Origin of the sequence: Proteiniphilum sp. UBA1028 (genome assembly GCF_002316955.1) — a bacterium.
GTDB lineage: Bacteria > Bacteroidota > Bacteroidia > Bacteroidales > Dysgonomonadaceae > Proteiniphilum.
The window spans coordinates 52,825-66,054 of sequence record NZ_DCEN01000062.1 but is presented as its reverse complement, the minus strand read 5'-3'; the positions used below and the strand labels follow the sequence as shown (position 1 = coordinate 66,054).

General features: G+C 45.4%; 11 protein-coding genes. 1 reads left to right on the top strand and 10 read right to left on the bottom strand.

Annotated elements, in window-relative coordinates; all coding sequences use genetic code 11:
- The first annotated feature begins 176 nt into the window (after positions 1-176).
- Positions 177-494 carry a hypothetical protein gene (locus B3Z75_RS11015; protein WP_286832225.1) on the top strand — a complete coding sequence of 106 codons (318 nt, stop codon included), beginning with the start codon at positions 177-179 and terminating at the stop codon, positions 492-494.
- Positions 495-737: 243 nt separating this feature from the next.
- Here B3Z75_RS11015 and scpA read toward each other — a convergent pair whose 3' ends face one another.
- The 10 genes from scpA to rodA all read right to left on the bottom strand — a co-directional run bounded on the left by scpA (position 738) and on the right by rodA (position 13,219).
- The gene (scpA, locus tag B3Z75_RS11010) at positions 738-2,885 is read right to left on the bottom strand and encodes a methylmalonyl-CoA mutase (RefSeq protein WP_238865793.1); all 2,148 of its coding nucleotides are present in this window, start codon (positions 2,883-2,885) and stop codon (positions 738-740) included.
- 62 nt (positions 2,886-2,947) lie between these two features.
- On the bottom strand, positions 2,948-3,850 hold the full coding sequence (locus B3Z75_RS11005) for a prenyltransferase (protein WP_286832231.1): 903 nt from the start codon (positions 3,848-3,850) through the stop codon (positions 2,948-2,950).
- A 31-nt stretch (positions 3,851-3,881) separates the two neighbouring features.
- A complete protein-coding gene (locus B3Z75_RS11000; protein WP_238865788.1) occupies positions 3,882-5,780 on the bottom strand; it encodes a methylmalonyl-CoA mutase family protein in 1,899 nt (632 codons plus the stop codon).
- 133 nt (positions 5,781-5,913) lie between these two features.
- Positions 5,914-6,669 (bottom strand): creatininase family protein, encoded by a 756-nt coding sequence (locus B3Z75_RS10995; protein ID WP_238865784.1) that lies wholly within the window; start codon positions 6,667-6,669, stop codon positions 5,914-5,916.
- 20 nt (positions 6,670-6,689) lie between these two features.
- Positions 6,690-7,532, bottom strand: a complete 843-nt coding sequence (locus B3Z75_RS10990) for a LuxR C-terminal-related transcriptional regulator (protein ID WP_286832237.1) — start codon at positions 7,530-7,532, stop codon at positions 6,690-6,692.
- A gap of 35 nt (positions 7,533-7,567) precedes the next feature.
- Complete coding sequence (locus B3Z75_RS10985) at positions 7,568-7,903, bottom strand: nitrous oxide-stimulated promoter family protein (protein WP_238865779.1); 336 nt, start codon at positions 7,901-7,903, stop codon at positions 7,568-7,570.
- Positions 7,904-8,038: 135 nt separating this feature from the next.
- A complete protein-coding gene (gene mtgA, locus B3Z75_RS10980; RefSeq protein ID WP_238865777.1) occupies positions 8,039-8,728 on the bottom strand; it encodes a monofunctional biosynthetic peptidoglycan transglycosylase in 690 nt (229 codons plus the stop codon).
- Between the two features lie 247 nt (positions 8,729-8,975).
- Positions 8,976-10,406: a hypothetical protein gene (locus B3Z75_RS10975; RefSeq protein WP_238865775.1), complete on the bottom strand. Its 1,431-nt coding sequence runs from the start codon at positions 10,404-10,406 to the stop codon at positions 8,976-8,978.
- A 24-nt stretch (positions 10,407-10,430) separates the two neighbouring features.
- Positions 10,431-11,210: an SDR family NAD(P)-dependent oxidoreductase gene (locus B3Z75_RS10970; protein ID WP_238865773.1), complete on the bottom strand. Its 780-nt coding sequence runs from the start codon at positions 11,208-11,210 to the stop codon at positions 10,431-10,433.
- A gap of 548 nt (positions 11,211-11,758) precedes the next feature.
- Positions 11,759-13,219, bottom strand: coding sequence for a rod shape-determining protein RodA (gene rodA / locus B3Z75_RS10965; protein WP_238865771.1), 1,461 nt, complete (start codon positions 13,217-13,219; stop codon positions 11,759-11,761).
- Between the last annotated feature and the right edge of the window lie 11 nt (positions 13,220-13,230).

The following is a 13,230-nucleotide window of genomic DNA, read 5'->3' as shown; positions in this document are numbered from 1 at the left end:
TGGTATCAATTTATGGGCGAAACTGGACAAACAGTTTGCAACAGGGTAAATGCGAAACTTAGTCTCGCTTATCGCTCTGATTTTTCTGAACGTTTCGAGGACTCGTATCCCCATTATGCATTATTTCTTACGCCTACAACAAAACGATACAGATAGCGAAAGAAAATGGATCTACGATGCCAAAACAGGGGTTCGATAAGTATTTGAACTTAAATGTCGGTAACGAGGAGGTGCATATTGAATTTTGTGGAGAAGGCCATACCTGCGATAACATTATTGGTTATTTCCCTTTGGAAGATATTATGTTTGGCGGTTGTTTAATAAAAGAAGCAAGAGCAGGAAAGGGTAATCTCGCGGAAGCGAATGTAGAAGAGTGGTCGGAAACGGTAAGAAAAGTAAAGATGAAATATCCAAAAGTAAAAAAAGTTATAACCGGACACGGAAAATACGGCGGAATTGAACTTTTGGATTACACGATTGAGCTATTTGAATGAAAGAAAGGGAAAAAATATCCCATCTGGATGGCAAGAGACAGTGACTACTGCGACCCGGGCTTATTCTTTACTAAAGCATATTAAACTATGAAATGAGATTGCCTTAACAAACTTAATTTGACAATCCCGTAGACAAAGTTAAATTTGATATCTGATGACAAATGAAAAAACCCGCTCCTCTGCCCGTCTTACCAGAACGGGATGAGGGAGCGGATTTGTAATGATTAAAAAATTACCGGATGATCACTCACCCATCAGCACATGCATTATCTCGCATGCCGATTTGGTGACTGAGGATCCCGGGCCAAAGATAGCTGCTACGCCGGCACGGTACAGAAAATCGTAGTCCTGCGCGGGAATCACGCCTCCGGCAATCACAATGATGTCGGGACGTCCCAACCGTTTCAGCTCTTCAATCACCTGTGGCACAAGCGTTTTATGGCCTGCCGCCAGAGAGGATACGCCCAGAACATGCACATCGTTCTCCACCGCCTGGCGTGCAGCCTCGGCAGGTGTCTGGAACAGGGGCCCCATATCCACGTCGAAACCGCAGTCAGCATAGCCGGTAGCTACTACCTTGGCGCCACGGTCATGTCCGTCCTGCCCCATTTTAGCGACCATGATCCTTGGCCTGCGCCCCTCCTTGCGGGCAAACTTGTCTGTGAGAGCACGCGCTTCTTCTAGCGTTGCATCTCCTTTTGATTCTGATGAGTACACGCCTGAAATTGTTCTTATTACTGCATTATAACGTCCTGCTACTTTCTCGCACGCATCGGAGATCTCTCCCAGGGTAGCACGAACCCGGGCAGCTTCGATAGAGAGCTGAAGCAGGTTTCCCTTCTTTGTTTCCACACAATGAGTGATGGCGTCGAGTGCTCTACGTACCGCTTCGTTATCGCGGCCTGATTTCAGAGCATTTAGCCTTTCAATCTGTTGCTTGCGAACTTCAGTATTATCCACCTCCAGAATATCTATGGGATCTTCATGATCGAGACGATAACGGTTTACACCAATAATTGCCTGAACATTGGAGTCGATACGAGCTTGTGTACGGGCTGCGGCCTCCTCGATGCGCATTTTTGGGATTCCAGTTTCTATTGCTTTTGCCATTCCACCCAGTTTTTCTATCTCCTGGATAAGCTCCCACGATTTTTCCACCAGTTCCTGGGTGAGTGACTCCACATAGTATGATCCGGCCCATGGATCGACCTGGCGGGTGATCTGCGTCTCTTCCTGAATATATATCTGCGTATTTCGTGCGATGCGTGCAGAGAAGTCAGTCGGCAGGGCAATGGCTTCATCGAGGGCATTGGTATGGAGCGACTGGGTGTGTCCCAGAGCGGCAGCCATAGCCTCGATACAGGTACGTCCCACGTTGTTGAAGGGATCCTGTTCGGTGAGCGACCAGCCAGAAGTCTGTGAGTGTGTGCGTAGTGCCATCGACTTTGGGTTCTTCGCGCCAAAACTCTTGACGATCTTTGCCCACAGCAAGCGTGCCGCACGCATCTTGGCTATCTCCATAAAGTGATTCATGCCGATGGCCCAGAAGAACGACAGGCGCGGGGCAAATGCATCAATATCGATGCCGGCATTGATACCTGCGCGAAGGTACTCAATTCCGTCGGCCAGGGTATAGGCCAGTTCAATATCTGCTGTAGCGCCTGCCTCCTGCATATGGTATCCCGAGATGGATATGGAATTGAATTTTGGCATCTTCTGTGAGGTAAACTCAAAGATGTCGGCAATGATCTTCATCGAGAATTCCGGAGGGTAGATGTAAGTGTTACGAACCATAAACTCTTTCAGAATATCGTTCTGGATGGTTCCTGCCATCTCTTCCAGCTTTGCACCCTGTTCCTGTGCTGCTACGATATAGAATGCAAGGATGGGCAGTACGGCACCATTCATGGTCATGGAGACCGACATCTTGTTCAGGGGTATACCATCGAACAGTATCTTCATATCTTCCACCGAACAGATGGAGACTCCCGCTTTTCCCACATCGCCCACTACCCTCTCGTTGTCAGCATCATAGCCACGGTGCGTGGGAAGGTCGAAAGCCACGGAGAGTCCTTTTTGTCCCGAAGCCAGGTTGCGGCGGTAGAAGGCGTTTGACTCTTCTGCTGTGGAGAAGCCGGCATACTGACGGACGGTCCAGGGGCGCATCACATACATGGTGGAATAGGGCCCGCGTAGATATGGAGGTATCCCGGCGGCATAGTTCAGATGCTCCATCCCTTCTAGATCTTCTTTTGTGTAGACCGGTTTTACCGGAATCTGCTCCGGTGTAATCCAGTCGGCCCTGATCTCATTTTTTTCAGCCCATCCGGCCACATCGGTCGAATAAAAACCGGCTGTTTGAATATCGATATCTTTAAAATTTGGTATCATTGGATTTTTGTTTTTTAATCATTTTTTCTGTCCGCCTGATTATTCAAACGGTTATGACGGAATCATATGAATGCTGCAATAACATTTCCTGCGACCAACAACAGGCTGAACGTCAGTACCAGTTGAGCCGTATGGGTATCAAGAAAACGGATTATGCCCAGATTGTCCATGGTGGCCTTCTTCATCAACCTTATATTCCTTATTGCGAGAGGGAAGCTGAGGAGGACCAAGAATGCGGGGGTAGGCAGAATCTGCATCATTACCATAATAGCAATCAACAGATAAGCTGCAAGCAGCATGGTCTGATAACAGATCTGAGATCCTTCAAGCCCCATGTTCATTGCCTGCGTGCGTATGCCTGCTGACTTGTCCTGCAGCATATCCCTGGTGTTGTTGGCATGCAGTATTGCAACTATAAGAAGTCCGACAGGAGTGCTCACAGCAAGCACCGGCCATATAATCCGGGTAGTCATAACATAAGCAAGCCCCAAAGCTATAGCCAGTCCGTAACAGATGAAGATAAGCAGATCTCCCAGTGCTATATACTTGAATTTGTAATAGAACGTGGAACTGATTACTCCGATAGCTCCGATAACCAGTAGCGGAAGGCCTGTATTAACCAGGAGGAAGATTCCAATTGCAATGCCGGCAAAAAGTAACGAATAACCATAGTAGAGAACAATCTTAGGCTTAAAGATGCCCTGCACTATTAACCGTGGTGGGCCTGTCTTCTCTTTTTTGTCCACGCCGCTCACAAAGTCGTGATACTCACCTATCAGGTTTCCCGACAAGTGAAATATTACGGCACCGATAAGCCCCAGTATACCAAGTCCCCACTCTACCTCAGCGACCTCTCCTCTTTTGAAGAGATAAAACACATAGGAGGCTGCTATAAGAGCCGGTGAGGCCGATGCAGGTACTGCCCACGGGTGAGCTACTATGATCCACTCTTTTAGTTTCGGCATTTTGTAAAATGATCGATTGTGAATTGTCTGTCTATAGTAGTTTATTATTAAACTCTTTCAATGTCTCAAGCACGTTGCTGCGTACATTGATGAAATGCTCAATTCCTACCGCTTTGAGGGCGTCCATGCAGGCGGGAGCACCAGCCACCACGAACAGCTCTTTTCCATCTTTGAGCAGGTTATAAGCTTCGGGTGCGAGGGTGGCATACTCATCATCGGAGGAGCAGAGCACCACAAGATCGGCGCCTATTTTACGGGCGGCTTTCACGCCCTCCTCCACCGTGTTGAAGCCAAGGTTATCGATGATCTCATAACCGGCACAGGCAAAGAAATTGCTCGAGAATTGAGAACGTGCAAGGCGCATAGCCAGATTACCGATGGTAAGCATAAATGCTTTGGGCCTTTTACCACTAAGTTCAGTTGCAAGTCTCAGTTCGTTGAAAGCATCGGCCAGGCGTACGGAGTTGAGTTTCTTTAATTGTGTATGAGAACTGCCGCTTCCACAGCCGCAACCGCTATCCTCTGTATTATTCTCAATCTTATCACTCATCAGTTCTGTGAAATTTGGATACTGATTGGTCCCCAGCAGTATCTCTTTTCGACTCGCAAGAGCGTTGAATCGGGCTTCCGCCGAGGTGTTGACAGCATCCTGTACGGTCCCGGCCTTCAATGCATTGTAGAAACCTGTATCTTCGGTTTCGAGAAACAGTTTCCAGGCCTGCCGTGCCAATGATGCGGTAAGTGTTTCTATATAGTAGGAACCTGATGCGGGATCGGTTATCTTATCGAAATGGGCCTCCTCCTTGAGCAGCAGCTGCTGGTTCACGGCAATACGTTTGGCAAAAGCAGAGGGCGACTCGAATGCCTCATCGAAGGGGCGGACTGTGAGTGAATCTACCGCACCAATGGTTGCCGACATGGCTTCCGTTTGAGTACGGAGCAGGTTCACATAAGGATCGTAGAGCGATTGGTTGAAACTTGAGGTGGTAGCGTGTATATTCATTTTCGCGGCGCATCGGCAAGTCCCGTCGGCTGCTTTATTGTCGCAATCGTGCGGGCATGGTGGCTTATAAGCATTCACAATCTCTGCCCACAACCAGCGAGCAGCGCGGAATTTTGCTATCTCCATGAAATAGTTGGAGCCTACGCCAAACTTGAACTTTATCTTTTTGGCAGCAAGTGACGGCTCAATTCCGTTTTCTATCAGCTTTGACAATACCTGATTCCCGTAGGAGAGGCTATAGCCCAACTCCTGGTAACTATAAGCCCCGGCATCGTTCATCCTGTCTCCGGTGACCGTGATTGCACGGTATCGCGGAAGCGGAGCGGTGATTTTCACTATTTCCACCACCTTCTCTGCCCAGTTGGGTTCGTCAACTCCTTTCTTAAGTATCTTTCTGAATGGATCGAACTCTATTGAGCCAAAGCAATCCATCAGATTCAGGTTCTGCGCACCCACATAATCGACTACCAGTTCAGCCAGGCGAATTGAGTGAGAGACACATGTCCTGAAGTTAAGCTCTACCTTGTCCGGGGCAATCCCTTTTAGCAATATCTCCAAATTTTGAGCAGAAAGCTCATTATCGGGTAGGTGAAAGCCGAATGAGGTGACTCCCCTTTCAAGCAGCGAAAGTGCCTTTTTGTTGGCTTCGGCAAAATCTTTCACGTCAATTTCCTGACGTACATACCATACATTATCCTTTCTTGTACCACGTACATAGGGAAATTGTCCCGGCAGGCTTTCGGCTGCAAGGAACCCTTCAATATCCTCAGCACGATAAAAAGGATTCACATCAAACCCTTCATTGGTTTTCCAGACCAGTCTTTTACGGAAGTCAGCCCCTTTCAGGTCTTTTGTGATAACTTCCATCCACTCTTCAGTGGAGACGGGAGAAAAATCGGCGAAAAGTTTCTCTCTCTGACTACTCATACATCTACTTTTTATTTATTATTTTCAGGTTTTTCCTGTAATTTGTTTTGAGGTTTTTAAAGAGTACAAAAATAGATTATTTTGCGCTCTTTTAAAAGAATTTACCAGCTTATTACCACTTTTAAGACGGAGGTTACCGGGTGTTCTTCAATTCGCTCAGTAGCCCGGTAATTTTTTCTGTAACAGCCTTTACATAGCGTTCACCCTTTTCGGCTGTCGATTTCTTGGGGTTGCCGATGCCGGTATCCGACGAGATCTCATCCCAGTGCCGGGGCATCCACCCTGTTTTACTATCAACAGCAGCTATTCTGCCTGGCCTCACCGCACCGTCTCCAGCCCTCTCCATCGATACCAGCTCTGGATGGTAGTGTAGCATTACCGATGTCTCCTGTTCACCCGCATGATCATCGGGTTGCTCTTCGAAAAAGCCACTTGTAGGAACAACGGAGTACCAGTCCACCACAACGATGCGGATATCGGGATATTGCATGGCCAGATCACGCACGTAGGGCTTGAAGGTGTTTCCTCCATGGCCGTTTATGATCATAAGATCTTTAAAACCCTGAATATGGAGTGATGTCACGATATCCTGCAGTACGGCCTTCTGTGTCTCGCTCCGCGTGTGAACACAGAAGGGCTTGTTCCATTGTCCCGTGTTTTGTGAACCTAAATAGACGGGTGGCATTACCATACATGTAACCCCCTTCTTGTATGCTTCTTCAGCACAATCGCAGGCAATCTCGTAAGAGAGGATGCAGTCGGTCAGATAGGGCAGATGGTAGTTGTGTGGTTCAACAGCTCCCCATGGGAGTATTGCAATGTCGTACTTGTGTTCCAGGACTTCTCCATAGTTTGTAGCAGGAATACGAAGAAAACTACTTTTTGGCATAATGAAATAATTTAAATTAACTACATAGATATCAGTCCGTTACGGAGACAGTAGAAAGTGAGTCCCGATACAGTTTTGATACCTGTTTTGGCTATAATATTCTTGCGATGTGTTAGTACCGTATTGTGACTGATATTGAGCTTCTCCGCGATCTCCTTATTTAATAATCCCTGAACGATTAGCAAAAGTATTTCTGTTTCCCGGCTTGTAAGGCGGTGGCCGTTACCATTCTGTCTGACGGCATTCTCATCGGTTATAGCGTTTTGCAGTTGACGTATACCAGATGAGTTCAGTTCATTAAGTTTAGGGAGGAGAACCTTATCGCGCAACCTGTTATGTACCGCGAGATCTTTCTCAAATGAGTGAATTGAGAAGATCACTGCATAGCTGAGATTTTGATTATAATCCTGCGAAATGTGCTTTATAAGAATGTTCTTAAGGTCATGAAGCAGATCGTCAGGAAAATCATCATCGTAATTGTCGATATCGCTAAGATAATCAGTCATCTTTTGCTTGAACTTCAGAAACAATGTTTGAAGCATACCCAGCTCTTTGCTTTCAGAGCCGCTAAGGGCGATAAACGCGTTCAGGTGTTTCTCGATATTGGGGACTAGCTCATGGATATAATTATCAACTGTATGGCGGAAATAACTTGCTATTGACTCCGCATCGAAAAGCGAAAGTGATGCATCGGGGATATAGGTCTCATCGAGATAAACATTAAGAACAGTCAGAATAAAATCGGGGTTGAGGCGGTGTTCCCTACAGAGGTCGCCCACACTCTTGTCACCAACACCTAAACGTATTCCAAAACGGTTCAGTACAGGGATCAGTTCATTGTGCTCCGCAAGCACGTCTGCCACAACACTATGTTTATTCAACAATGACACCAGGATTCTTAATTTTTTGATTTTGACCTGTCGGCAAATTTACTGCTGCGCCTATGCTCCTGATAAAAGTGACGGAAAGTATCCACAGGATGGAGAATAAGCATCCGTGGCCCTGCGGCACGCATAACCTCTTTGATCTTCATGCGCATCTCTTCCTTGTAACAATGTATCGGGCACATGGCACAGGTGGGTTTTTCTTCACCATAAGGGCAACGCTCCAGTCGTTGAAACGCGTACAGGCGCAGGCTTTCACACTCCCCACACAATTTCCCATTGCCGGAGTGTCTGGATCGGCAATAGATCGCGATCATTTTGCTGACAACCTTTTTTTCTCCTTCGTTCATTAACCCACAATTAAGCGAATTGTAAAAGTAGCGATTTTCTTTTTCCTCGCCAAATTACATTGCTGTTTTCATCTTGGGCTCGCCCGTTATTAACAGTTGCTGGAATGGATAAACAGGTCAAAAGTGAGGAAGATATTACCGTTTGGAGCTATCGCTCTGCAGTTGTACCGTGCGCATCTGCCTCAGAATATGTGCCTGCCGTTGTTTGATATATGGAGAAGGAGCTTTGGAGCTAAATTTCAAAGGGTTGGGCAGTGTAGCCGCAATCAGTGCCGACTGGCTTTCCGAAAGTTTTGCGGCGCTGGTACTGAAATGTTCCCTTGCCACAGCTTCGGCGCCATACACTCCTTTACCCGTTTCCATGCAGTTCAGATAGACTTCCAGAATCCGGTCTTTCGGCCACAGAAGCTCTAAAAGTACTGTGAAGTAAGCTTCCAACCCTTTTCTGAACCACGATGAGCGTGGCCATAAAAAGAGGTTCTTTGCCGTTTGCTGGGTTATGGTACTTGCGCCGCGTGCTTTTTTTCTGGTTTTATTCTCATCTATCGCTTTTCGTATCTCTATTCTGTCGAAACCTTTGTGTGAATAAAACCGTTGGTCTTCCGATGCTATCACTGCCCGTTTAAGGTTGTCGGAAATAGAATGGAAAGATACCCAGCGATGTTTTATCCGGGGTTTCTCACCCTCCGCCACAGATTGAACGGCTCTGATGACCATGAGAGGAGTAACATATACCGGTACAAACCTGAAGATACCCACTCCTCCGGCAGATAGAATAAAAAACCACAAAAGCAGTTTACCGAAAAATCGAAATAGTTTTTTCATTGTTCACCGTCCCACGTTATTAAAGGGTAGGACAAAGTTAGACAAATTTTTTTTCCTCACCTGAAACAGCAATATATTATTTAAAATGATATGTTTGAATACACTACTAACAGTCTCTTTCATTCCATTCGGGCCAAGCTGTTGTTGATATTTGATAAATTGTAAATAATCATTTTTTATATTCATGGCTTTCGCAACAGATTCATGTATTGTGAAATGTTGATTACCGATTGTTTTATTTTAGGGATTATTGCCTTTTCTTTGTCAAGAGATATACTCCTCCCGGTTCTTCTTCGATATGATAATTACGGTTCAGTTCAATGACCCAGCCATCTCCTTTTATACTGTCTTCAGTGATCTCAAGCGGCTCAGGCACAATTACCCAGCGCCAGTCGGTTCTCAGGAGAGCTCCTCCCCTTTCCACGGTGAGTATGCCCCAGTTGTCGCTAATCTGAACGGTTGGATATATTGTACCCTCATCCTCATCGAGAGGAATAAGATTTTGTGGGTTGAACGACATGTTCATCTTCTCCAGCCTGATCTCAAGATGGGGCTGATCGAAGAATTTCCTCCGGTAAGTATCAAGAAGAGCGCTGTTTGATATCTCTCTTTTCATCTCCTCATCAGCAATAACCTCTACTTTGTAATCTTCAGCTACCTGCTTTACATATGACTGCAGCAATATGCGCATATCCATACCAAATGCATCTATAAACAGCTCTGTAAGATTTGTCTCCATATCTACTTGCCTGTTCCAGTTGTTGTCTTTCCGATATAGAAAGAAGCCATATACCGGCACTGTTTCATAGGCGAACGACCGCACGAAAGTAGGTGTCTTTTTGAACGCGCTCAACCGGTTTATCAGGTATTGCCTCCATTGCCATTTGTCCCGGCCGCTCATCATCTGCCCTGTATAGGTAGCAAGCCCTTCGAGCAGCTCCAGGTTGTTTTCAGACGTCCCGGAGCCTCTGTAAAGAGTGTGGCGGAACTTTCTGAAAATAAGAGCATTCCGCAGATGCTCCAAAGCCCTGTTGATCCTCCCAGATTTGAGTGCTGCCTCCAGGGCAGCCAGCTCAAGACGCAGGTACAACCTCCCATCTTTTTGATCGAGATGGATATTTTCTTCTCTCCGTGTGCGAAAACCGAGGGCGGGTTGGGCAACATGAAACAGTTCATGAGTGATAAGATCGATACGGTCGAACCTGTTTTCGGGCAACGGAAGCATTATCATGGCCCAGTGCATGCCACCCCACTCGACATCGGTGTTGGAAAGTATTACATCTTTTGGTAATATGCCCCTATAGATGCTTCCATGGGGCAGTAGAGATCGCCCCTCATCGGGCCGGTTGGTATAGATCTCCCTGGTAACAGGATCGACAAACATGATGGGACCATATATATCCTTGTCCCAAAGGGCTTTGTGTTTTAATGTTGCTTCCGCAACCTGCCTGAAACATAAAGATATTGAGTCCGAAGAGTACTTAAATGCATAAAGTGGTTCAGCTTCAGTACCCGGGTCAATGGATTTTTGAGTTGTAATTGGCCACCCGGCAAGGTTTCCCGTTGGAGGTTTGCTACAATGTTCCACCGGCTGCTGGAGCAGAGAAATATGACTCACATAATAAAGTGCAGCAGCTGTAAAGAGTCCCGCAAACCATATGCCTGTTAGATATTTCATTTCTCTGCTGCCTGAATTGGTGTTTTATTTACTCTGCATTACTCTTGCCGATAAGCGGGTAACCCATTTACGGGGAATGAGACGAATGCCAAAAGGGGCTATCTTGTTTGCAGCACCATGAATAACCACGGATTTACCTTTCATCATTGCCCTGTATCCCAGTTCTGCCACCTCTCTTGGATTGGCAATTTTCACGTTCTTCACTAATTGAGATGCATGCATCTTAGACTCATCCCCGAAATTAGTTTCGGTTGGGCCGGGACATAGCGTGGTAACTGTGATGTTGTCCCTCTTCAGCTCATATTCCAGTGCTTCTGAAAGCATGAGAACAAACGATTTGGAAGCGAAATAAACCGCCATCATGGGTCCCGGCTGGAAAGCGGCAGTTGATGATACGTTCAATATCTTACCCCTCTTTCTGTCTCTCCACTCCTGCACGAAAAGGTGGGTCAGGTGCGTAAGGGCGGTTACGTTGAGAGCGATCATCTTCTCATAGCGCTCCCAGGGTGTACCGGAGAAAACGCCATAGTCGCCGAAACCGGCGTTATTAACCAGATATTCGACTTCAATCTTTTTCTCTTTCAATTCGTTGAATAACTCCTGTGCAGCTCCTGACAAAGAAAGGTCTTTAACGATAATATGCACGGAAACAGCATACTTAGCCTCCAGCTGCTCTTTCAACCGCATCAATCTATCTTCGCTTCGGGCAACTAGTACCATATTACAATCCTTCTCCGCAAAAAGAAATGCCATCTCTTTCCCGATACCTTTAGATGCACCTGTAATTAAAGCTGTTTTTCTCATGAACTCAACTATTTAGAACAAAATTAAACTTTTTTTTTCATGTAAGTCATATATACGGATATTTTTGATGAAAACAAAAGCATTGCAGTAATGGAAGATACTCTTAAAAAGAGCCTTCCGCAGTGTATTTCTGAAATAATTAATTAAACTGGGTTCTAATTGATGTGACGTACTCTGATTGTGATAACCGGAGTACGTCAGTTGTATTAAAAAAGGCAAAATAAGGCAGCAAAACAACGGGTTATAACTGATTGTTATAACTGGAGTACGTCAGTTTTATTAAGAATTCACAAAAATGCGGGAACAGTTTTTATGCCCCGAGCATGTGGTGGCACACATTGTTGCCGGAATTATTTTACTCAAAGCATAGTTTTTTTTACTTAGAGTATAACTTGCAATACTTCGGTATTTTTTTTAAATAGTTCTTATAATTCACTGAATATCAATAGAGTATGGCGCTCCTTGAGGATCTGGCATAAATCGTTGACTGTCAGTATTATAAATGAAGTTTTAACGAAGCATTATAACTTGGCTACACCACATTTATTTCAATTCCGTCTTCGCGACTTGTCGATCCTGAGAAATATAAAGAGTAGTATGGTAAATCCCCAAAGTGATGAACCGCCATAACTGAAGAATGGCAATGGAATACCAATAACAGGCATAATGCCTATTACCATGCCGATATTTACCATGATGTGAAATATGAAAACACCTGTAACGCCATAACCATAAACACGCCCAAAAATGGTTGTCTGCCGTTCAGCAAGGTAGAGCAAACGAAGTACAAAAGCCAGCAGCATTAAAATGATGACGGCTGAACCTACAAAACCATGCTCCTCGCCGATTGTGCAGAAAATAAAATCGGTATCCTGCTCAGGTACATATTTGAGCTTTGTTTGTGTTCCGTTAAGATAACCTTTTCCCATTAGTCCTCCCGACCCGATGGCAATTTTGGACTGTCCCACGTGGTAACCCGCTCCACTAAGATCCTGCTCCATGCCAAGTGTGACTTTTATACGCATCTGCTGGTGCGGCTGAAGCACATTGTAGAACACATATTCCGCCGACTCGAGAAATGCAAAAGAACCGATCAAAAAGAAAAAAATATAGATATATGTCTTCTTCCAGTAGCGGAAAAATAGCAGCAGCAGGTAAAGGGCAGTTAACGAAAGGGCTATGATGGCAACAATGCCCCAATCAATTTTCACAGAAAAAAATGAAACTATAAAGGCAGCCATAAATGTTGAGGCAGCTATGAGCAGAATAATAAAGGCTACTTTATGCCGTTTCATATAATTCCACACCATTGCGGCTGAGAATATAATAATAAGAAGGATGGTAACAAATTCCCCCGTGGAGATGACCCCTATAAAGGTATCTGAAAACCTTATTCCAAGAATAAAGTAAACAATGGCAGCTATCCCCATGAAAAGGAATCCTCCCGGAAGCCCCTCCCTGTATAAAACAAGTATAAAGCTTAGGTATACCAGAGCAGTACCGGTTTCGCTCTGAGCTACGACCAATAACGCCGGCAACAGTATGATGCAGCTCACCAGCAGAATATTTTTGCGCTCCATAAGACGGAAGCCGTATGTATTGAATACTTTTGCCAGAGACAGAGCAATGATAAACTTCATGAACTCCGCTGGCTGCAGGCGTATGGGGCCGATGATAAGCCAAGAGCGTGATCCGTTAATATCTTGCGCGACCAGCAGGGTAACCAGCAACAATCCTATACCGATGAGATAAAAGACAAAAGCATATGTCTCATAAAAGCCCACGTCGATCTTCAGCAGGGCAAAAGCAAGTAGCAGCGATGAGCCTATCCAGATAAGCTGCATTCCAGCCCTGGTAGACAGGTCGAACATAGCAGTAGCACTCTCCAGATCGAAACTGGCAGCGTAGATGTTGAGCCATCCGAACACAACAAATATAAGGTAAAATATGACAGTGATTCTATCCACTTTCCCCTTTTCCTCTATATCTTTGCTACCCTTATAGATCATTTTTCTTTAAA